The sequence below is a fragment of the Bradyrhizobium sp. ORS 111 genome (assembly GCF_045571485.1).
GTDB lineage: Bacteria > Pseudomonadota > Alphaproteobacteria > Rhizobiales > Xanthobacteraceae > Bradyrhizobium.
This window is the reverse complement of record NZ_CP120701.1, coordinates 4265450-4287257: the sequence shown is the minus strand read 5'-3', so window position 1 is coordinate 4287257 and position 21808 is coordinate 4265450. Positions and strand designations below refer to the sequence as shown.

19 protein-coding genes are annotated in these 21808 nt (G+C 63.9%); 12 read left to right on the top strand and 7 right to left on the bottom strand.

Translation table 11 applies throughout. From position 1 onward, the window contains the following. The first annotated feature begins 217 nt into the window (after window positions 1–217). The 8 genes from P6U30_RS20040 to P6U30_RS20005 all read left to right on the top strand — a co-directional run bounded on the left by P6U30_RS20040 (window position 218) and on the right by P6U30_RS20005 (window position 7785). Window positions 218–1357: a cysteine desulfurase family protein gene (locus P6U30_RS20040; protein ID WP_407164669.1), complete on the top strand. Its 1140-nt coding sequence runs from the start codon at window positions 218–220 to the stop codon at window positions 1355–1357. A gap of 114 nt (window positions 1358–1471) precedes the next feature. Then, window positions 1472–2968, top strand: a complete 1497-nt coding sequence (gene sufB, locus P6U30_RS20035) for a Fe-S cluster assembly protein SufB (protein ID WP_407164668.1) — start codon at window positions 1472–1474, stop codon at window positions 2966–2968. Window positions 2969–3028: 60 nt separating this feature from the next. Further along, window positions 3029–3781 carry a Fe-S cluster assembly ATPase SufC gene (sufC, locus tag P6U30_RS20030; protein WP_407146452.1) on the top strand — a complete coding sequence of 251 codons (753 nt, stop codon included), beginning with the start codon at window positions 3029–3031 and terminating at the stop codon, window positions 3779–3781. Between the two features lie 18 nt (window positions 3782–3799). Next, window positions 3800–5122 (top strand): Fe-S cluster assembly protein SufD, encoded by a 1323-nt coding sequence (gene sufD / locus P6U30_RS20025; protein ID WP_407164667.1) that lies wholly within the window; start codon window positions 3800–3802, stop codon window positions 5120–5122. Next, window positions 5119–6366 carry a cysteine desulfurase gene (locus P6U30_RS20020; protein ID WP_407164666.1) on the top strand — a complete coding sequence of 416 codons (1248 nt, stop codon included), beginning with the start codon at window positions 5119–5121 and terminating at the stop codon, window positions 6364–6366. Before sufD ends, P6U30_RS20020 begins: the two co-directional genes overlap by 4 nt. Beyond that, the gene (locus P6U30_RS20015) at window positions 6363–6734 is read left to right on the top strand and encodes an SUF system Fe-S cluster assembly protein (protein WP_407146449.1); all 372 of its coding nucleotides are present in this window, start codon (window positions 6363–6365) and stop codon (window positions 6732–6734) included. Before P6U30_RS20020 ends, P6U30_RS20015 begins: the two co-directional genes overlap by 4 nt. 68 nt (window positions 6735–6802) lie before the next feature. Beyond that, the gene (locus P6U30_RS20010) at window positions 6803–7195 is read left to right on the top strand and encodes a HesB/IscA family protein (protein ID WP_407170494.1); all 393 of its coding nucleotides are present in this window, start codon (window positions 6803–6805) and stop codon (window positions 7193–7195) included. A gap of 137 nt (window positions 7196–7332) precedes the next feature. After that, entirely contained in the window at window positions 7333–7785 is a 453-nt protein-coding gene (locus P6U30_RS20005; RefSeq protein ID WP_407164665.1) for a TfoX/Sxy family protein, read from the top strand. Window positions 7786–8045: 260 nt separating this feature from the next. On the opposite strand, the gene P6U30_RS20000 is transcribed toward P6U30_RS20005, so the two are convergent. From P6U30_RS20000 to P6U30_RS19990, 3 genes are all read right to left on the bottom strand, one after another. Continuing rightward, window positions 8046–9113, bottom strand: a complete 1068-nt coding sequence (locus tag P6U30_RS20000; RefSeq protein ID WP_407164664.1) for a GGDEF domain-containing protein — start codon at window positions 9111–9113, stop codon at window positions 8046–8048. A 259-nt stretch (window positions 9114–9372) separates the two neighbouring features. Then, complete coding sequence (locus P6U30_RS19995; RefSeq protein WP_407164663.1) at window positions 9373–10794, bottom strand: DEAD/DEAH box helicase; 1422 nt, start codon at window positions 10792–10794, stop codon at window positions 9373–9375. A gap of 350 nt (window positions 10795–11144) precedes the next feature. Beyond that, on the bottom strand, window positions 11145–12119 hold the full coding sequence (locus P6U30_RS19990; RefSeq protein ID WP_407164662.1) for a helix-turn-helix domain-containing protein: 975 nt from the start codon (window positions 12117–12119) through the stop codon (window positions 11145–11147). 247 nt (window positions 12120–12366) lie between these two features. Here P6U30_RS19990 and P6U30_RS19985 point away from each other — a divergent pair, with 247 nt between their 5' ends. Further along, window positions 12367–13860 carry a caspase domain-containing protein gene (locus P6U30_RS19985; RefSeq protein ID WP_407164661.1) on the top strand — a complete coding sequence of 498 codons (1494 nt, stop codon included), beginning with the start codon at window positions 12367–12369 and terminating at the stop codon, window positions 13858–13860. A gap of 71 nt (window positions 13861–13931) precedes the next feature. Continuing rightward, window positions 13932–15182, top strand: a complete 1251-nt coding sequence (locus P6U30_RS19980) for an FAD-dependent oxidoreductase (protein ID WP_407164660.1) — start codon at window positions 13932–13934, stop codon at window positions 15180–15182. Between the two features lie 165 nt (window positions 15183–15347). Here the strand turns inward: P6U30_RS19980 and P6U30_RS19975 are convergent, their stop codons facing one another. From P6U30_RS19975 to P6U30_RS19960, 4 genes are all read right to left on the bottom strand, one after another. After that, complete coding sequence (locus tag P6U30_RS19975) at window positions 15348–16118, bottom strand: SDR family NAD(P)-dependent oxidoreductase (RefSeq protein ID WP_407164659.1); 771 nt, start codon at window positions 16116–16118, stop codon at window positions 15348–15350. A 198-nt stretch (window positions 16119–16316) separates the two neighbouring features. Further along, window positions 16317–17108 (bottom strand): outer membrane protein, encoded by a 792-nt coding sequence (locus P6U30_RS19970; protein WP_407146441.1) that lies wholly within the window; start codon window positions 17106–17108, stop codon window positions 16317–16319. A 238-nt stretch (window positions 17109–17346) separates the two neighbouring features. After that, window positions 17347–19407, bottom strand: a complete 2061-nt coding sequence (gene parE / locus P6U30_RS19965) for a DNA topoisomerase IV subunit B (RefSeq protein WP_407164658.1) — start codon at window positions 19405–19407, stop codon at window positions 17347–17349. 133 nt (window positions 19408–19540) lie between these two features. Then, window positions 19541–19909, bottom strand: coding sequence for a hypothetical protein (locus P6U30_RS19960; RefSeq protein ID WP_407164657.1), 369 nt, complete (start codon window positions 19907–19909; stop codon window positions 19541–19543). A gap of 184 nt (window positions 19910–20093) precedes the next feature. On the opposite strand from P6U30_RS19960, the gene P6U30_RS19955 reads away from it, so the two are divergent. After that, window positions 20094–20624, top strand: coding sequence for a DedA family protein (locus tag P6U30_RS19955; protein WP_407164656.1), 531 nt, complete (start codon window positions 20094–20096; stop codon window positions 20622–20624). A gap of 153 nt (window positions 20625–20777) precedes the next feature. Further along, the gene (locus tag P6U30_RS19950; RefSeq protein WP_407164655.1) at window positions 20778–21767 is read left to right on the top strand and encodes an MBL fold metallo-hydrolase; all 990 of its coding nucleotides are present in this window, start codon (window positions 20778–20780) and stop codon (window positions 21765–21767) included. The last annotated feature ends 41 nt before the right edge of the window (window positions 21768–21808 follow it).

Below are 21808 nucleotides of genomic sequence, written 5' to 3'. Positions count from 1 at the left end.
TTGGCGCGGCGGACGGCGCTCGGTTAACTTTTGAGGCCCGCTTCTAGCATGAGGCGTAGGGCAAAAAGCAAGCATCTTGAGCACCCCGAGCCGGCCCTACGCATTGGGATGCGATTGCATGGGACGCTTTCGTCTCTACCTGCGATAAGATGACGACAGCAGCCTGGCGGCTTGAATGACACGGCCGGCTCGCCAAAGATGGTAATATCGTAAGCGTATGTTCGAGCGCGTTTATTTCGACTGGAATGCCACCACGCCGCTCCGCCCGGAGGCGAAGGCGGCGATGGCTGCGGCGTGGGAGCTGAGCGGCAATCCATCATCGGTGCACAGCGAGGGCCGCAAGGCGCGCCGGCTTATCGAAGACGCTCGCGCAGCCGTGGCAAAGGCAGTCGGCGGCCGGCCGCAGGACGTCGTGTTTTCATCAGGCGGAACGGAAGCCAACGCGCTGGCGCTGACGCCCGGGCTGCGGCGCGGGACGAGCGGGCCGGTGACGCGGCTGCTGACGTCGGCCATCGAGCACGCGTCGGTGCTGGCGGGCGGACGATTCGCACCAGATGCGATTGGCTCGATCGGCGTGACGCGCTCCGGCGTTGTCGATCTCGACGAGTTGCGTGCGCTGCTGAACGACGGACCGCCCGCACTGGTGTCGGTGATGCTCGCAAACAACGAGACCGGTGCGATTCAGCCGGTGGCTGACGTCGCCGAGATCGTCCATGCGGCTGGAGGTGTGCTGCATGTCGACGCGATCCAGGCGTTTGCGAAAATTCCGTTTGATCTGACTTCGACGCAGGCCGACCTCATGACGCTGTCGGCGCACAAGATCGGAGGGCCGAAGGGCGTCGGCGCCTTGGTTCTTGCCGAGGGCGTCGAGGGCCTGGAGGCGTGGCTCCGCGGCGGCGGCCAGGAGCTGGGACGCCGGGCCGGGACGGAGAACGTCGCGGGGATTTCCGGGTTCGGTGCTGCGGTCAAGACGGCGATGGCGGCGCTGAAGGTCGACGCCGCGCGGATGAGGGGGCTCCGCGATCGCCTGGAACATGGGCTGCGGCAAACGCCGGGATTGGTGATCTTCTCCGAGGAGGTAAAACGGTTGCCAAATACCGTTCTTTTCACGGCACCGGGGCTGAAGGCCGAGACGGCCGTCATCGCATTCGATCTCTCGGGCGTGGCGGTTTCCTCCGGTTCCGCCTGTTCGTCGGGCAAGGTGCAGCCCTCCCATGTCCTGGCGGCAATGAGATACCGTCAGGAGCTTGCGCAGGGAGCGGTGCGACTTAGTCTTGGCTGGTCTACCAGTGAGACAGACGTGGATTTAACGCTCAAGGCTTGGCGAAAGCTCGCCGATACCCTAGTTAAGGGGTAACGACGAAACACAGCTTGAACAGTTCTAAGCAGGTGATTTCGTCTTCAGAGCATCGTAATAGACTTTCGGAACTGAGATCCACCGCGGTCCTTGAAACCGCGAGCGGAGGATTAAATGCCTGCTGTACAAGAGACGGTCGAGCGCGTCCGGCGCATCGACGTCGATCAGTATCGATATGGGTTTGAAACGCTGATCGAGTCCGACAAGGCTCCCAAGGGGCTGTCGGAAGACACCGTCCGATTTATCTCCGCTAAAAAGGACGAGCCGGCCTGGATGCTGGAATGGCGCTTGGAGGCGTTTCGCCGCTGGCTGACCATGACCGAGCCGACCTGGGCCCGCGTCGACTATCCGAAGATCGATTATCAGGACATCTACTATTACGCGGCGCCGAAGCCGAAGAAGGCGCTGTCCTCGATCGACGAGATCGATCCCGAAATCCTCAAGACCTACGAGAAGCTCGGCATCCCGCTTCGTGAGGTCGCGATTCTGGAAGGCGTCGAGCCTGCGCCCGGCGGCGAGCCGTCGGCCAGCCGCAAGATCGCGGTCGATGCCGTGTTCGATTCGGTTTCCGTTGCCACCACCTTCAAGGCCGAGCTGAAGAAGGCCGGCGTGATCTTCATGCCGATCTCGGAGGCGATCCGCGAGCACCCGGAGCTGGTGCAGAAATATCTCGGCAGCGTGGTGCCGACCTCCGACAACTTCTTCGCGACGCTGAACTCGGCGGTGTTCTCCGACGGCTCGTTCGTCTACGTGCCGCCGGGCGTGCGCTGCCCGATGGAGCTGTCGACCTATTTCCGCATCAACGAGCGCAACACCGGCCAGTTCGAGCGCACACTGATCATCGCCGACAAGGGCTCCTACGTCTCCTATCTCGAAGGCTGCACGGCGCCGCAGCGCGACGAGAACCAGTTGCATGCCGCCGTGGTCGAGCTCGTCGCGCTCGATGACGCCGAGATCAAGTACTCGACGGTGCAGAACTGGTATCCGGGCAATTCGGAAGGCAAGGGCGGCATCTACAATTTCGTCACCAAGCGTGGCGACTGCCGCGGCAAGCATTCGAAGATCTCCTGGACCCAGGTCGAGACCGGATCGGCGATCACCTGGAAATATCCGAGCTGCATCCTGCGCGGCGACAATTCGAGCGGCGAGTTCTACTCGATTGCGATCTCGAACGGCTTCCAGCAGGTCGACTCCGGCACCAAGATGCTCCATCTTGGCAAGAATACCTCGAGCCGGATCATCTCCAAGGGCATCGCGGCCGGCAAATCGCAGAACACCTATCGCGGCCTGGTCAGCGCCCACCGCAAGGCCACCGGCGCGCGCAACTACACCGCCTGCGACTCGCTTTTGATCGGCGACAAGTGCGGCGCGCACACCGTGCCCTATGTCGAAGCCAAGAACTCCTCCGCGACCTTCGAGCACGAGGCGACCACCTCGAAGATCTCCGAGGACGTGCTGTTCTACTGCATCCAGCGCGGACTCTCGCAGGAAGAAGCCATCGGCCTCGTCGTCAACGGCTTCGTGAAGGACGTGCTGCAGCAACTGCCGATGGAGTTCGCGGTGGAAGCGCAGAAGCTGATCTCGATCAGCCTTGAAGGTTCGGTTGGCTAAACTCCATCCCGCCCTCGGTCGCGCATGACGCGCCTTGCGGATGATGCTCAGGAAAAAGTAATGTCATTGCTCGAAGTGAAAGATCTGAAGGTCCGTGTCGAGGAGCGTGAAATCCTCCACGGGCTGTCGCTCACGGTGAACCCGGGCGAGGTGCACGCGATCATGGGGCCGAACGGCTCCGGCAAGTCGACGCTGAGCCACGTCATCGCGGGCAAGCCGGGTTACGAGGTCACCGACGGACAAATCCTGTTCCGAGGCGAGGACCTTTTGGAAATGGAGCCGGATGAGCGCGCCGCGAAGGGTGTGTTCCTGGCGTTCCAATATCCGGTCGAGATTCCCGGCGTCACCACTTGGAATTTCCTGCATGCTGCGCTGAACGCGCAGCGCAAGGCGCGCGGCGAGGAGGAGATCTCGTCGCCGGCCTTCCTGAAGAAGGTCCGCGAGGTCGCCAAATCCTTGAACGTTCCGCAGGACATGCTCAAGCGCGGCGTCAATGTCGGCTTCTCCGGCGGTGAGAAGAAGCGAAACGAGATTCTGCAAATGGCGCTGTTCGAACCGGCCGTCTGCATCCTCGACGAAATGGATTCCGGCCTCGACATCGACGCGCTGCGGATCGCGGCCGACGGCGTCAACGCGCTGCGGTCGCCGGAGCGCGCAATGGTCGTCATCACCCACTACCAACGGCTGCTCAACTACATCGTGCCGGACCACGTGCACGTGATGTCGAAGGGCCGGGTCGTGAAGAGCGGCGGCAAGGAGCTGGCGCTGGAGCTGGAGGAGTCCGGCTACGCGCAATTCGAGGACGCTGCCTGATAGGGTGCGGGTTTTGAGATGAACGTTGTTGCAAAGACCGAGACCGGGCGCGCGCTGGGCGATGCTTTCGCCGCCGTGCGCGACCGTCTGCCGGGCAAGGGCAAGATCGCTGATCAGCGGCGCCAGGCGTTCGAAGCCTATGAGCGCCTGGGCCTGCCGCACCGGCGGATCGAGGACTGGAAATACACCGATCTGCGCGCGCTGATGCGCGAGGTGCTGCCGCTCGCGGCGGCGCCTGATGCCACCGCGGTCGATCGCGCCGACGCGGCTGCAAAGTCGCGGGCGATCGATGGCGTGCGCCGCCTGGTGCTGGTCGATGGTGCGTTTGTGCCTGATCTGTCGGATCTGGGCCATCTCGAGAAGGGGCTCAGCATCCGTCCGCTGCGCGAGGTGCTCGACGCCGGCGACGGCGCGCTCTCGGCGCAGGCGTTCGCCTCGGACACTTCCAATCCCATGATCGCGCTGAACGGCGCGATGGCGACCGATGGCGTCGTCATCGACATCGCCGACGGCACGGTGCTGTCGCGGCCGCTGCAGATCGTGCACGTGGCGTCCGGCGCGACGCCGGCCGCGATGTTCACGCGATCGCTGCTCCGGCTCGGCCGCGATGTCAGCGCGACGCTGGTGGAGAGCTATCTCGCTGCCGAGGGCGTCAAGGCCTACCAGGCCTACGACGCGCTGGTGGTTGCGATCGGCAACAACACCCGGCTCGATCACGTCCGCCTCGTCGAGGACGCGGCCGACGCGTTCAACATCTCCTCGGCGACCGTGTCGCTCGGCGCGCATGCGCATTTCAACACCTTTGGCATGACCTCCGGCGCCCATGTCAGCCGCTACCAGCTCACGGTTGCGTTCGCCGGCGAGGGCTCGAGGGTCGAGACCAATGGCGTCAACCTGATCAACGGCACGCAGCACGCCGACACCACGCTGTTCATGGATCACGCGGTGCCGAACTGCGCGAGCCGCGAGGTCTTCCGCGCCGTTGTCGACGGCCGCGCGCATTCGGTGTTCCAGGGGCGCATCGTCGTCCGCCCGGACGCGCAGAAGACCGATGCCAAGATGATGACCCGCGCGCTGCTACTGTCAGACGAAGCCGAGGCCGACAACAAGCCGGAGCTCGAGATCTTTGCCGACGACGTCACCTGCGGCCACGGCGCGACCACCGGCGCGCTCGACGAGAGCCTGTTATTCTACATGCGCGCCCGCGGCCTCCCGGACAAGGAGGCGCAGGCGCTTCTGATCCAGGCCTTCGTCGGCGAGGCGATCGAAACGATTGCAAGCGACGCCTTGCGCGAGGTCGCGATCGCGACCGCGCGGCGTTGGCTGGAGGCGAGGGCATGACGCAGCATCCGGCGGTTCTCAACGGCGCTTACGACGTCGCCCGCGTGCGGCAGGACTTTCCGGCGCTCGCGATGCAGGTCTACGGCAAGCCGCTGGTCTATCTCGACAACGCCGCCTCGGCGCAGAAGCCGAATGCGGTGCTCGACCGCATGACGGAAGCCTACAAGAGCGAATACGCCAACGTGCATCGCGGCCTGCACTACCTCGCCAATGCCGCGACGGAAGCCTATGAGGGCGCCCGCGGCAAGGTGGCGAAGTTCATCAATGCCGGCCGCAACGAAGAGATCGTCTTCACCCGCAACGTCACCGAGGCGATCAATCTCGTGGCGTCATCCTGGGGCGGGGCGAACATCAAGGAGGGCGACGAAATCGTCCTCTCGATCATGGAGCATCACTCCAACATCGTGCCGTGGCACTTCCTCAGGGAGCGGCAGGGCGCGGTGATCAAGTGGGCGCCGGTCGACGACGAGGGCAACTTCCTGATCGAGGAGTTCGAGAAGCTCCTGACCCCGCGCACCAAGATCGTCGCGATCACCCAGATGTCGAATGCGCTCGGCACGCTGGTTCCTGTCAAGGAGGTGATCCGGCTGGCGCACGCCCGCGGCATCCCGGTGCTGGTTGACGGCGCGCAGGGCGCGGTGCATCTGCCGATCGACGTCCAGGACCTCGATTGCGATTTCTATGCGTTCACCGGCCACAAGGTGTATGGGCCGACCGGGATCGGCGCGCTCTACGGCAAGCACGAGCATCTGGTGGCGATGCGGCCGTTCAACGGCGGCGGTGAGATGATCCGCGAAGTCGCCAAAGACTGGGTCACCTATGGTGATCCGCCGCACAAGTTCGAAGCCGGAACGCCGCCGATCGTCGAGGCGATCGGGCTGGGTGCCGCGATCGACTACGTCAATTCGATCGGCAAGGAGCGAATCGCCGCGCATGAACATGCGTTGCTCACCTACGCGCAGGAACGCCTGCGCGAGATCAACTCGCTGCGCCTGATCGGCACCGCCCGCAACAAGGGCCCGGTGATCTCGTTCGAGATGAAGGGGGCGCACCCCCACGACGTCGCAACCGTGATCGACCGGCAAGGCATTGCCGTACGTGCCGGCACGCATTGCGTGATGCCGCTTTTAGAGCGGTTCAACGTCACGGCCACCTGCCGTGCGTCGTTCGGGATGTATAATACGCGTGAAGAAGTCGACCATCTGGCGCAAGCGCTGATCAAGGCGCGGGAATTGTTCGCATGACCGATACAGCCGAAGTCAAGACCGCCGTCATGGAAACCAGCTCGGCGCTGCCCGCCGAGGAGACCGAGCGCCTGAGCGGCGAAATCGTCGCGGCGCTGAAGACGGTGTTCGATCCGGAGATCCCGGCCGACATCTACGAGCTCGGCCTGATCTACAAGGTCGATCTCAAGGACGACCGCTCGGTTGACATCGTGATGACCCTGACCACGCCGAATTGCCCGGCCGCGGGCGAACTGCCGACGATGGTGGAGAACGCGGTGGCGAGCGTCCCCGGCGTCGGTGTCGTCAACGTCAACCTGGTGTGGGATCCGGCCTGGACGCCGGATCGGATGTCGGACGAGGCTCGTCTCGTCCTCAATATGTGGTGATGCGAATCGAGCTTACCCCTCAAGAGACCGGCAATTGATTTGCCGCTGGGACTGACCACATGAATGACATGACACAAGCTTCACCAACCCCAGCCAAGCCGAAGCCGCGGCCGCGTCCGCAGGTCATGAAATTGACGGATGCAGCGGCTGAACGGATCACCGAGCTGACGAAGCGCGCCGATTCCGAGATCGTGGGCCTGCGCGTCGGCATCAAGAACGGCGGCTGCGCGGGACAGTCCTACACCGTCGAATACGCGCACGAGATCCGCCCGACTGATGAAGTGGTCGAGGACAAGGGCGTGAAGATCCTGGTCGATCCGAAGGCCGTGCTGTTCCTGCTCGGGACCGAGATGGACTACGTGGCCGACAAGATGCAGGCCCAGTTCGTCTTCAACAATCCGAACCAGGTCTCTGCTTGCGGCTGCGGCGAGTCGGTGCAGCTCAAGCCGGCGAAGGTCTAGCGGCGCTGCCGCGCACTCCGATCTCATCCTGAGTAGCTGCGTCTAGCGCGCGTCTCCAAGGATGGCTGCGGGCTGAACTGAGACCTCATGGTTCGCGACGCGCTGACCATCAGGGGAGAGGGGAGGGGCGCCGGCACATGGACCGCGAATTCCTGATCGACCTGTTCGCTGATTTCGGCCCGGTCACGCTGCGCCGGATGTTCTCCGGCTATGGCATCTCCGCCGACGGCACCAATTTCGCGCTGGCGCTGCGCGCCGGGCTCTACTTCCGCGCCGACGACGAAACCATTCCACAATTCGAGGCGGAAGGGTCGAAGCCGTTTTCCTACCAGACCCGGTCCAAGACCGTCATGGTCAATTCGTATTGGCAGCTACCGGCGCGGCTGTTCGACGATTCCGAGGAGCTTGCGGTGTGGGCGCGTTTGGCACTCGGCGCCGCCCAGCGCGCCGCGCTTCGCAAGCGGCCACGGGCGCGGAAGGCGAAGGCGACTGCGAAGATGGCCGGCAAGAAGGCTGCGGCGAGGAAGCAAGCTGCGAAGAAGCGTAGGGTGAGCAAAGCGAAGCGTGCCCACCGTGATCGATCGGGCTAGAGCGGGATGAGCTTTGGTCGAATCGGCTCGCGACGGCTTCGCGTACACCTCTCCCCGACGGGGAGAGGCCGGATTGCGAAGCAATCCTGGTGAGGGGCTTGCGCTCCCGATAGACCGTCACCCCTCACCCGATTTGCTGCGCAAATCGACCTCTCCCAAGGGAGAGGTGACCTCCGGCGCCGTTTCAACTCAATATCATCCCATCTCGCTCTGGAGGTGGTGGCACGGCACTGCGCGCTGCCCTTGCACCCAACAGGCGGCTACGCCACGCGGTTCTGCGTCTCGGCGCTGTATTCCGGATCGGCTTCGCAAATCACGCGGTTGCGGCCGGCGCGCTTGGCGGCGTAGAGGCAGGCATCGGCACGCTCGATCAGGGAATCCGTGTCGTCGTCCTGCTTCAGCATGGAGACGCCGACCGAAATGGTGACGCGGCCGAGGATCTCGCCGGTGGACTTCTTTTTCAATTCCTTGGCCATCACCGCGCGGCGGATATGGTCGGCGACCGTCAGCGCCTGGCGCAGTGCGGTATTGGGCAGCACCACGGCAAATTCCTCGCCGCCGTAGCGAGCCGTGATGTCCTGGCCCTTGATGGTCTGCTTCAACGACTGCGCCACCAGCCGCAGCACCTGATCGCCGGTCAGGTGACCATAGGAGTCGTTGAACGACTTGAAGTGGTCGATGTCGAACATCAGGAGCGACAACGGTTCGTTGCTGGCAAGCGCAGCCTGCACCGCCATGTCGATCGAGCGGTCGAAATACTTGCGGTTGCCAAGGCCGGTCAGCGGATCGGTCAGGCTCTCGGCGCGGATCGCTTCGAGGCTGTGTTGCAGATTGCTGATCTCGGATTTGGAGAGAGCGAGCCGTGTCTCCAGCGCCACGTTGGTCTCGCGCATCTCGCGCGTCGATTGCATCAGCCCCTCGACGACGGCTTTGATCTGCTCTCGCGTCGTCGCCGTCGCAAGCTTGTCACTGGCGCCGACCAGGCTCGCGTCGTAGGTCGCCGATATGCTGAGCGCATCGTTGAGCAGCTTCATGACGTCGTCGATCTCGCCGATAACGCGAGCGCCGACCTTGTCGATACGGTCCGACGTCTTGATATGCGAAAGGTAGGTCTCGTAGATCTGCTCGAGATCGGCTTCGCTGAGCTTGCCGCTGCGTGCCAGCGTTTCATTGATGATCTTGTTGAGGGGAGCGTTATAACCGGTCGCGTAGACGTACCAGATTTCGTAGTTGCGGGGGATCGCGGTGTGGCGAAGGGAGCGGATCTGGCCGAGCGCGACTTCGGCGAATGCCAACGTACGTTCGTATTCGTCCAGCAGGTTGACCACTGTTACGTCCCCAATAGCAACCGGTGCCGGTCATTTCCCAGCAGCAATAACTAAATTATAGAGCCAAGCGTACGGGACGAGAGTGAAGGCAAGGTAAACAGTAGAATTACGGGAAGCAGGCGGGGTTACCGCGGAATGCGTCACGCGTCGGGATAACGCCCGGCGTTTCGACGCTTTCGCACGGAAAGGCAGAGATCAAGCTGTCGCCGGGCGCGAAGAGCGCGCGCCTCATTCCGGACATCAGATCGAAGTTTGAGCCTCAGACGCGGGCACGCACCGGACGCAGCAGGAACGCTGGCAGATGCGAGTGATCGGCGGGCTCGTGGTCGACCTCGCGCTGCGGGCGTCGCGGCTCGCTGCGGCCGATTGAGGGGACGTGTTGCGCTGCCGCCTGCGGCTGGGCGCCGTTGCGACCGCTGTGCCGCGGTTCGCGTTCGTGGCGGGGCTCACGCTCGCGGCGCGGCTTGCGGCCGCCGCGGCCGCCGTCGCGTGACCCATCGCGGCTGCGCGACCGGCGCGGCGCTTCGGTCTCGGCAGACGCTTCGGCTTGAACGGTATAGTCGCCTTCGGCGCGCGGGATTTGCTGACCGATCAGCTTCTCGATCGCCGCCATCGACTTGCTGTCGAGCGGGGTGACGATCGAGATCGCGGTGCCGGTGCGGCCGGCGCGACCGGTGCGGCCGATGCGGTGGACGTAGTCATCGGGATGATGCGGCACGTCGAAATTGAAGACGTGGCTGACGGCGGGAATGTCGAGGCCGCGGGCGGCAACGTCGGACGCCACCAGCAGGGGCAACTCGCCCTTGCGGAATTGATCGAGCGCGGCCATTCGCGCGGTCTGGTCCATGTCGCCGTGCAGGGCGCCGACGCTGAAGCCGTGCTTCTGAAGCGACTTGTGAAGAATGGCAACTTCGCGCTTGCGATTGCAGAAGATAATCGCGTTGTTGAGATCCTTGGCCCCGCGCAGCAGACGGCGCAGGATTTCGCGTTTCTCGTGCGGTTCGCGGCCCGCGGGCACCTGCGACTGGCTCACGGTCACCGCCGTGGTCGCGGGCCTGGAAACTTCCACTTTGGCCGGATTGTGCAGGAAGGCTTCGGTGACGCGGCTGATCTCCGGCGGCATCGTCGCGGTGAAGAACAAGGTCTGCCGCGTGAAGGGGACGAGCTTGCAGATGCGTTCGATGTCGGGAATGAAGCCCATGTCGAGCATCCTGTCCGCCTCGTCGATCACCAGCAGCTCGACGCCGGTGAGCAGCAGGCCGCCGCGTTCGGTGTGGTCGAGCAGCCGGCCGGGCGTTGCGATCAGCACGTCGACACCGCGCATCAGCTTGGAGTCCTGGTCGCCGAACGAGACGCCGCCGATCAGGAGCGCCACGTTGAGCTTCTGGCCGGCGCCGTATTTGTCGAAGTTCTCCTTCACCTGGGCGGCGAGCTCACGGGTCGGCTCGAGGATCAGGGTGCGCGGCATTCGTGCCCGGGCGCGGCCCTTTTCGAGGATCGTGAGCATCGGAAGCACGAAAGCCGCCGTCTTGCCGGTGCCGGTCTGAGCGATGCCGAGGACGTCGCGGCGGGCGAGAACGTGGGGGATCGCCTGTTCCTGGATGGGGGTGGGGGTGGTGTAACCTGCGGCCGCAACTGCGGCTCGGACCTTGTTGGACAGGCCTAGATTGGAAAAGGACATTGAGCCTCTGGTCGATACCGCCGTTCGGAATCGAAGGTAAAAGGCTGTCGCGTTCGGCCCCGAAACGGCTCGCTTCTCAAAAAAGCTCGGGGGCTCTGGGTGACGCTGACGGGCGGCAAACCTGACGAATCGCGCTTCGATCCGAGGGCCGCGTTAAGCTGGAACATAGGGTCCAAACCGGCAAAGTCAATCTTGGAACCGGCCAAATGGCCGAAAAAGCTTAATGTTTTCGCCCAAATAAGCATCTTATCCGTCATTTTCCGGTCAAACGGACCGGCCGCGTTGGGTGGCTTCGGGGCCGCAACAGTCCTGAAGTCGCCGGCCGCCCAACATTCCGAGGGATCGGAGGCTCAGCGCTGGACGGCTTCGGCGCGCTGGATCGCCCGGTAATCGCCCGGCGACATGCCTTCGACTGCGTTGAAGGCCCGATAGAACGTCGCAAGGCTGTCGAAGCCGCTGGCAAAGGCAATCTCCGCGATCGGCCGATCGGGTGCCTCACGGAGCAGGCGGCGGCTCCGATCGACCCGCAACGCCGCCACCGTCTGCGAGAAGCTCGTCGGGGTCGCTTCGAACAGGACGTGCATGTGCCGCACCGAAATGCCGAGCATGTCGGCAATCAAGGCGGGCGACAGCGCCGGTCGCGACAGATAGCGCTCGATCAGGCGGCGGGCGAGCGACAGGCGGCCGGTTCTAAGCGCGTGTTGCGCGAGCCGGCTGCCCGGGCGCAGCACGCCGCGTTCCATCAGCGCGAAATGGGCCAGCGCCTCCACCAGTGCTGTCGAGTTGGTGGGAGATGCGGCGCCGCTGCTTTCGACGAGGTCGCGGAAGCAGGATTCCAGCAGCGGCAGCACCGTGGTCTGCGCTTGCACCGGCTGGGGAACGAGTGCTTCGAGCCCGGCGGGCGGCCGGGGAATATCGGCGACAGGCACTTTGAGGATGCGCAGGTGGAATCCGTCTTCACCAAGCGGCGCGGTGCGATAGGGCAGATCGGCATAGCTGGTGGCGAACATGCCGCTGCGGACCGAAAAATCTGCAAGGCGCACACCGCTGAACCAGCCGCCGCCACCAAGCTGCTGGTAGATGCAGAGGCTGTCGCTTCGCGCGTCCGCGATATCGGCTTCGCGCCGCTCGACCCGGTAGGGCGAGGCGCGAAGCTCGATCAGCCCGGCATTGCCGAGTTTGCGCAATGAGAACGCACCGAAGAAATCACGGCGCTGCCCGGGCTCCAGTTCTGCGGTCACGCCGAACAATCCCTTGGCGCGAACCTCACGCCAGTAGTCGAAGCGATCACGCGGATCGACTTGATCGGTAGACCATGTGTACACGTGAGACCGTGAGAACTTCAGGAGCGGTCGAACCGGCAGTTGAGAGCGCTACTTATCATGCCGATAGTGAAAGGAAACGTTACCGGCAGCCGGGCAGCTACAGCTCGCGATTTCGGCCGGGTGTCGTCGCCGGGTAGAACCAGCTATGCGTAGCGCGGCCGGTCGTTGAACCGGGCTGACATCTGATCCGACTATTTACCGGCGGCCGTCCAGACCGCCGGCTTGTCGTGCTTGCGGGACTTAGGGGATGAGGGGCTGGCTTTCGAAACTTTCTGCGGCAGCCGCCATCGCGGCTGCATTGCTGGTCGTCATCGCGCCGGCTCACGCCGAAAAGCGCGTCGCGCTCGTGATCGGCAACAACGATTACAAGAACGTGCCGAAGCTGCAGAAGGCCGTCAACGACGCTCGCACCATGGGCGATACGCTCAAGCAGCTCGGATTCAATGTCATGGTGGCCCAGAATCTGAACCGCCAGGCGTTCTCCGAAACGCTGCTTGCCTTCGACCGGGCGGTCGAGCCCGGCGACACCGCCTTCTTCTTCTACGCCGGCCACGGCTTCGAAATCGCGGGTCAGAACTTCCTGCTGCCGACCGACGTGCCGGCGGCGACCGAAGGCCAGGAAGAGCTGGTGCGCGATGCCTCCGTGCTCGCCGACCGCATCATCGAGCGACTGCAGAACAAGAAGGTGCGGACTTCGATCCTGGTATTCGACGCCTGCCGTAACAATCCGTTCGAGCGCCCCGGCACGCGCGCCGTTGCGGGCGGTGGCGGGCTTGCGCCGATGACGCAACTGCCGGAGGGCGTATTCTCGGTGTTTTCGGCAGGACCGCGCCAAACCGCGCTCGATCGACTCTCGAACGACGACACCAATCCCAACTCGGTGTTCACCCGGACCTTTGCCAAGGAGCTGCTGCAACCCGGCGAAAACCTGGTGCAGGTCGCGCAGCGCACGCGGCGTCTGGTCAGCGAGATGGCCGAGACAGTGAAGCACAAGCAGATCCCGGTCTACTTCGATCAGATGGTCGACGATGTCTTCCTCAACGGAGCGCCGAAGGCTGCGGGCGATGCGGTCAAGCAAGCGCCGCCGTCGCAGCAGGTGGCAGCGTTGCCGCCGGTGCCCAAAGTGCCGAAGGAGGAGACCGTCAACGCGCCGATCGCAAGCTTCTCGCGGCACAATGGCGGCTGGACGGTGGTGTTCTCGCTCGCCGATCCGGCGCTCGGCATTTCATGGCGGATCGGCAATAGCGGCGATTTTCGAGAAACCGGCTTCATCGATGCGCTCGACCCGCGTACCCGCAAGCGCATGCCTAATCCGTCGATCGAACTGCCGGCCGACGCGCCGGCCGGCACCATCGAGCTCCGCTATATCGATGCGCAGGGCGAGATGCAGGGGCCGTTTCCGATCAGGTTCGATCCCGAGGCGGCGCTGATCCGGGACCAGCGCAAAATCCTCGACATGACCGCGACGAACTGGTTGTCGTTCCGCGAGTTCAACGGTTTGCTGGTCTACTACACGCACCTGATGTCGTATCGCTGCGCGATCCGTGAGGTGCGGATCGGCATTGATACCGCGGTGCCGGACAAGGTGCTGAAGATGCCAGCCTGCGATTCCCGCGATCCCGGCGCCATCCCATCCAACGCGCAGCCGTATCTGAAGCTCGCGCCGCAGACCAAGTCGGTGTCGGTGGAGCTGACCTATCGCGACGGCAGCGTGTCCGAGATCAAGACGTTCCGGCGCTAGCCTTGCATCCTTTCCGTCCGATCGGCGTTACAATGCAAACCTAGAATCTGCGAAGCAGCGAGGATGGCGGCATGGATACAGGCAATCCGGAGCAGTCAAAGGCGCGCGCGATGAAAGTCCGCTGTTGCGTGGTCGGCGGCGGACCCGCCGGCATGATGCTCGGCTATCTGCTCGGGCGCGCCGGGGTCGAGGTCGTGGTGCTGGAGAAGCATGCCGATTTCTTCCGGGATTTCCGCGGCGATACCGTGCATCCCTCGACTTTGCAGGTGATGGACGAACTCGGCCTGATCGATGGCTTCCTGAAGCTTCCGCATGAGCAATTGCAGAAGCTCGAGGGCGTGTTTGGCGACACGCCGGTGCGGATCGCCGATCTGAGCCGCCTCAGGGTCAAATACCCCTTCATCGCGATGATGCCGCAGTGGGACTTCCTGAATTTCCTGCGCGACAACGGCAAGCGCTTCGCGTCGCTGAAGGTGCTGATGAGCACAGAGGCGACCGACCTGATCCGGCGCGGCGACGTTGTGACCGGGGTTCGGGCAAAGACACCGGACGGGACAATCGACATCGAGGCGGATCTCACGATCGCCTGTGACGGCCGGCATTCCACGATACGCGCGTGCGCCGGACTCGAGGTCGAGGAGATCGGCGCGCCGATGGATGTGCTGTGGTTTCGCGCTGGGCGGCGGCCGGATGAGGCGGAGAATCTGTTCGCGCGTGTCGAACCCGGCAAGATGCTGGTGACGTTCGATCGCGGCGACTATTGGCAGTGCGCCTATGTGATACCCAAGGGACAATTTGACGCCGTGAAGGCGAGGGGCTTGCAGTCGCTGCTGGACGATGTCGTCCGGATCGCACCGTCCCTCAAATCGGGCATCGCCGAGGTGAAGAGTTTTGACGACGTCAAGCTGCTCACCGTGGCGATCAACCGCTTGACCCGCTGGACCCGTCCGGGTCTGTTGTGTATCGGCGATGCCGCGCATGCGATGTCGCCGATCGGCGGCGTCGGCGTCAACCTCGCGGTGCAGGACGCGGTCGCGACCGCCAACATCCTGGCGGCGAAGCTCGCCCACGGCTGTCCGTCGGAGGAGGAGCTCGATGCAGTCAGGCGGCGGCGCGAATTCCCGACGCGGGTGACGCAGCGCATGCAGGTGATCGCACAGAACAACATCATTTCAGTGGCGCTGAAATCGGGCGGTCGGCCGCTCCAGGCGCCGCTTGCCATGCGGCTGGTCTCCGCGGTGCCGTGGCTGCAGGGACAGCTCGCGCGCCTCGTCGGCGTCGGGGTGCGGCCCGAACATGTGCACTCGCCGGCCCAGAGCTGAGCGCCGGCGAGCAAGTCATGCAATTGGTGAAGGCCCTCACATTGGCGGGGGCGTTTCGCTGACTAGAGCATTTTTGGTTCTGATTGAATCAGAACCGAAGCTCTAGATTCTTGCTTTGACGCGTTTTCTTTACGCGAACCGGTATCCACTTCGCTCGAAAACGCTCTAGGCCATGATCGAATAGCCGCCGTCGACGGGAATCGCGGTGCCGGTGACGAAGTCGGACGCCGGCGAGGCCAGGAACACGGCGATCCCGGCGAAGTCGTCGATCGCGCCCCAGCGTGCTGCCGGGGTCCGCGCCAGCACGCGGTCGTGGAGGCCGGCGACCTGCTGGCGCGCACCCCGCGTCAGGTCGGTGTCGATCCAGCCGGGCAGGATGGCGTTGACCTGAATATTGTCCGGCGCCCACGCGTTGGCACAGGCGCGGGTGTACTGTACGATGCCGCCCTTGCTCGCGGCATAGGCCGCCGCGAAGCTGGCGCCGAAGATCGACATCATCGAGCCGATGTTGATGATCTTGCCGCGGCCGGAAGCCTTCAGCGCCGGATACACAGCTTTCGAGCAGATGAACGCGCTGGTGAGGTTGGTGTCGATCACCTTGCTCCACTCATCGAGCTCCAGCTCATGCGGCGACTTGCGGATGCTCATGCCGGCGTTGTTGACGAGAATGTCGATCCGCCCGAGCTCTCTGGTGACACGCTCGACCATCGCCGCAACCGCCGCCTTGTCGGTGACGTCGGTTGCCACCGCGATCGCCTTGACGCCGCGGCGGCCGAGATCCTCAACGGCCGCTCTCGACTTCTCCTCGTTGCGGCCGACGACGGCGATCGCTGCACCGGCGTCGGCAAGGCCCCGCGCCATGCCGAGCCCGATGCCGCCATTGCCGCCGGTGACGACCGCGACCTTGCCTGAGAGATCGAACAGTTCTTGCTTCATTGGTATTGTCCGCCTTGTTTTGCAACCGGGGGGCAGAGTGCCCGATCATCGGCGGCTCGACCAGATCAGGATCCGACGGACGGCCCTGCGCGAGAGACGATCTCCAGCGGAGTTCCTTCGCCGCTCACACTTCGCGGCATGTGGCAACAAAAAAGCCCCGGACGATGCCGGGGCTTTTCGACTGCGCTTGCGCAGAAATCAATACTTGGCGACCACCGGGCCGCTCCAGTTGAAGCGGTAGACCAGCGACGTGCTGATCGTCTGCACGAGCGGCTTGAAGGTGATGTCGCGGCCGTTCGACAGGTTCGTGCCATCGAACAGCTCCGAGATGTTCTTGCTGTCGTAGTAGGCAGCGCGATACTCGGTCTTCATGAACCATCCCGGCGCGGTGATGCCGAAGAAGTTCAAGTTGTTTTCGACGCCGCCGCCAACAAACCAGCCGCTGCGATCGAAGCCATCGGTGTGCAGACCCGAGGGCAGCGCGCTCGCCGTGTCGAACAGCGTCGTGCCCTTCCAATGCGAGTTGGAGTAGCCGGCGTTCACGTAGGACAGCACGTTCGGCGCAATCAGGTAGCCGAGGCGCACGCCGGCCGCCCAGTTGTAGTCGTTCTTGATGCTGCCAGCCAGGAACGGACCCTGATCCTGGATGGTGCCCTTGAGGCTGCCGAACTGACCGTCAGCGAACACACCGAAGACCCAGGCCGGGCTGACCTGCCAGTCGTAACCGGCGCCAACCGTGCCGAACCAGCCGTCGCCGCCCTGCCTCTGGTTGAAGCCGAGGATCGGCGCACCCGTGGTGGTCGACTGCACGCCGGTGTCAGCGTCCCAGACGCCGCCGCCGCCGCCGCCGAAGATATAGAAGCCGGTCCAGCTCGGAGCGACCGGGAGCGGGGCAGGCGCCTTGGTGTAGGGGCGGGCGGCAAGATCAGCCGCCGACGCCGAAGCCGTCATCGCAGCCACCGCGGTCAGAGCGAGCAGGAATTTCTTCATTGTTAGATCCTCGGCCTTTGCGTTCGGTCGTGTCGCTGGGCACTGGCGCTGGCGCCGATTCCCGTAATTGATGGCCGCACTATACGTGGCCGCGACGAAAATGCTGTTGCGGGCGGGACACAACCGGCCGAAAACGGAACGGACCATGACCCAAGCGGGGCTCTGCCGCCCCAAAAAGAAAGCGGCCGCTCCCACGCAGGAAGCGGCCAAAAGACAAGTAGAATCAATAGATTGACGTTTAGACGTCGAGCAGATCGTCGCTCGCGAATTCGGCCTTGTCGGAGATGAAGGCAAAGCGCGCCTCCGCCTTCGTGCCCATCAGCCGCTCGACCGAGTCGGCGGTGCCTTCGCGGTCGTCGGCGAGCAACACCACCCGCAGCAGCGTCCGCTTAGACGGATCCATGGTGGTTTCCTTGAGCTGCGTCGGCATCATCTCGCCGAGACCTTTGAAGCGGCTGATCTCGACCTTGGCGTTGGCGTTGAATTGGCTCTTGATCAAGGCATCCCGGTGCGCGTCGTCGCGGGCGTAAACCGATTTGGTGCCATGGGTCAGCTTATAGAGCGGCGGCACTGCCAGATAGAGGTGCCCTTCATCGATCAACCGCGGCATCTGCCGGTAGAAGAAGGTGATCAGCAGCGAGGCGATATGGGCGCCGTCGACGTCGGCGTCGGTCATGATGATGATGCGCTGATAGCGCAGATCCTCTTCGCGGTAATGCGCGAGCGTGCCGCAACCGATCGCCTGCACGAGGTCGGAGAGCTGGGCGTTGGCCATCAGCTTGTCCTTGCCGGCGGAGGCGACGTTGAGGATCTTTCCCCGCAGCGGCAGCACGGCCTGGGTCTTGCGGTCGCGCGCCTGCTTGGCGCTGCCGCCGGCCGAGTCGCCTTCCACGATGAAGAGCTCGGAGCCTTCGGTCCCGGCGTCGGTGCAATCGGCGAGCTTGCCGGGGAGGCGGAGCTTCTTGCCCGCGGTCTTGCGCGCCGTCTCCTTCTCCTGACGGCGGCGCAGCCGCTCCTCGGCGCGATCGATCACGAAATCGAGCAGCTTGTTGGCCTGGTTCGGATTGCCTGACAGCCAATGGTCGAACGGGTCTTTCATCGCCTGCTCGACGATGCGCTGGGCTTCGGCGGTGGCGAGGCGATCCTTGGTCTGGCCCTGGAATTCAGGCTCGCGCACGAACACCGAGAGCATGACGGCTGCGCCGACCATCACGTCTTCCGAGGTGACGGAGGCCGCCCGCTTGCCCTGGCCGACGCGCTCGGCATGGTCCTTCAGGCCGCGCAGCAATGCGCTGCGCAGGCCGGATTCGTGGGTGCCGCCATCGGGTGTCGGCACGGTGTTGGTGTAGGACGACAGGAAGCCGTCGGCGTCCGCGGTCCACGCCACCGCCCATTCGCAGGCGCCGTGTGCGCCGCTGCGACCGGACTTGCCCGAGAAGATATCCTGATGCACCAGGGTGTCGGCGTGGATCGCGGCTGCCAGATAGTCCTTCAGGCCGCCGGGGAAATGGAACGTCGCCTCGGGCGGCACGTCCTCGACGCCCTTCAAGAGCTCCTGGTCGCAGCGCCAGCGAATTTCGACACCGCCGAACAGATAGGCCTTCGAGCGCGTCATCTTGAACAGGCGCTGCGGCTTGAACGCCGCCTTGGTGCCGAAGATGTCGGTGTCCGGCTTGAAGCGGATGCGGGTGCCGCGGCGATTGTTGACCTTGCCGAGATCCTCGAGCTTGCCCTTGGGAAGGCCGCGCTCGAAGCTCATGCGATAGAGCTTCTGGCTGCGCGCGACCTCGACCTCGAGCCGCGAGGAGAGGGCGTTGACGACGGAGACGCCGACGCCGTGCAGACCGCCCGACGTCTCATAAACCTTGGAATCGAATTTGCCGCCCGAGTGCAGCATGCACATGATGACTTCGAGCGCCGATTTCTTCGGGAATTTCGGATGCGGGTCGATCGGAATGCCGCGGCCATTGTCGGTGACGGTGAGGAAGCCGTCGGCGGTAAGCTCCACCTCGATGAAGGTGGCGTGGCCGGCGAGCGCCTCGTCCATCGAGTTGTCGATCACCTCGGCGAACAGGTGGTGCAGCGCCTTCTCATCCGTGCCACCGATATACATGCCGGGCCGCTTGCGGACCGGCTCCAGGCCTTCGAGCACCTCGATGTCAGCCGCCGTATAGCCAGCTTCAGCGCCCCCCGAGGATCGGGCGGCGACCTTCAGCGGCGCGCGCCCTTTCGGTTCCGGGGCTTCGAACAAATCGTCGGCTGATTTACTTTTAACGTTCTGTTTTAGAGATTTAGCCATGGATCTTCATATAGCGCGCGAGCACGGGCGCGGCGAATCGGTTGCTCTAACTATGCCACGGATGGGCTGTCTATGGGGACAGCCAGACCGGACCGCATCCGGGCCTGGCTATCCCTTAGATAGGAATCTGCGATTACGCCCGCGAGGTGCGGAATACAATGACCGTGAACAGGGCCATGGCGAGCGTGACCAGCAGCGACCCCACGACGGGTGCTGCAAGGAACGCGTGTCCCTTCAGGACCACGAGCGCAATGCCGGCGGGGAAGAGGACAGCTCCAACGATATGCAGCCAGCCCTGAAGCTTCGCTAGCAGCGTCGCGCCGGCTCCCGGAACAACCCGGTAATAGAGACCGAACAGGAACAGCAGCACGCCGCCGACCAGATTGAGATGCGCGTGGGCTGGCGCCAATGTGAAGTCTTGCTGGATGCCCATGGCGATGCCCGCGAGCATTCCGAACGAGAGAACCACGACGCTCACGCACATCATCAGTGATCCGATCATCGAGTCCGTCCTTCGTTCTATGGGGATGCGAGCCAGTCGGGGCAGCAACCTGTGAGAAATCACATTCGATCCGCGCCATTGTGACTTGATGTCACGCAACGGGCTGGCTTACCTCTTCTTAGGCTGGGAGCCGGTAGAAAGGTTCATTCAGGGCCATCAACGGAGCAGGAAGGCACCGGACGAAATGGAAGATTCTGCGCGCGCCCTGGCCGAGTTCGTGCGCCATCACCAGGTCTGGGCCGCTCCGATCGTCCTGCTGCTGGCGTTCGCTGAATCGCTTGCCTTCATCTCGCTGCTTGTCCCTGCCTGGGGTGCGCTGGTTGCGATCGGTGCCTTGATCGGCGTCAGCGGGATCAGTTTTTGGCCGGTGTGGATCGCCGGCGGCATCGGCGCGGCGCTTGGCGATTGGGTCTCCTACTGGTTCGGTTACCGCTACAAGGAGCACGTCGCACAGTTGTGGCCGCTGTCGCGCTATCCGGAAATCCTGCCGCGCGGCGAGGCGTTCGTCAGGCGATGGGGTGTACCCAGCATCTTCATCGGGCGCTTCTTCGGTCCGCTGCGGGCCTCGGTGCCGCTCGCGGCCGGCATTTTCGAGATGTCGTACTGGCCGTTCCAGATCGCCAATTTCGTGTCCGCGCTGGTCTGGTCCGCGGCCCTGCTGCTGTTCGGTGACGTCATCGCAAGGGCTATCGAATGGATGTGGCGGGTGGTGTGAGGTCCTCGGAATATAGCGGGGCGACAGGGGTTAGCGCGGATGACATCGGCTAGGTCCGGCGTCGCCGCGGAGGCAGTTCGAGAGTGATAAAATAGCTCTCCACACAAGCGAGAAGTGCCGACTGCGGCCACAGCCTCACTGGGAGGATCTCACATGGAACTGACACGACGTCACGCTCTCGTCGGCGCCGCCGGGGTTGCGGCCGCGCCCCTGTTGCCCGCCGCCTCGGCCAACGCGGCGGCGCCGCTGGCGGATAAGCAGGCGCCGAGCTTCTATCGCTACAAGGTCGGCGATATCCTGGTCACGGTGGTGTCGGACGGCAAGAACGTCTTCAAGCTCGAGGATTCCTTCATCCCCAACGCCAAGCGGGATGACGTGAACGCCGCGCTGGAGAAGGCTTACATGCCGCGCGACATGATGACGATCTATTTCGCACCGCTGGTGATCAACACCGGCGGCAGGCTTGTCGTGATCGATACCGGCACCGGCCCGCTGGCGAAAGTCAGCAGCAAGGGGACCAACGGCCTGTTCGCGGACAATTTCGTCGCGGCCGGTTTCGATCCCAAGAACGTCGACATGGTCGTGATCTCGCATTTCCATACCGACCACGTGAACGGCCTGCTGACCGCCGATGGCAAGCCGGCATTCCCGAACGCCGAGGTGCTGGTGCCGGCGACCGAATGGAAGTTCTGGATGGACGATGGCGAGATGAGTCGCGCGTCGGCCGGGCGCATGCAGGGCCTGTTCAAGAGCAACCGCAACGTCTTCGACGCCGGCCTGAAGAAGAAGGTCACGCCCTATGAGTGGGGCAAGGAGATCGCGCCGGGCTTGACCTCGGTCGAGACGATCGGCCACACGCCGGGCCATACCTCCTATGTGCTGACGTCCGGCGCGGGCAAGGTCTTCATCCAGTCCGACGTCACCAACAACCCGAACCCGTTCGCGACCCATCCCGGCTGGCACGCCTTCTTCGACCAGGATGGCGATTTGGCGGAGAAGACCCGACGCCGCGTCTACGACATGGTGGTGGCGGAGCGGCTCCAGGTGCAGGGCTTCCACTATCCATTCCCGGGTCTCGGCCATGTCGAGAAGGACGGCGATGGCTACCGGGTGATTCCGGCGCCCTGGAATCCCGTGATCTAGGCGCGTCATTCCGGGGCGATGCGTGAGCATCGAAGCCGGAA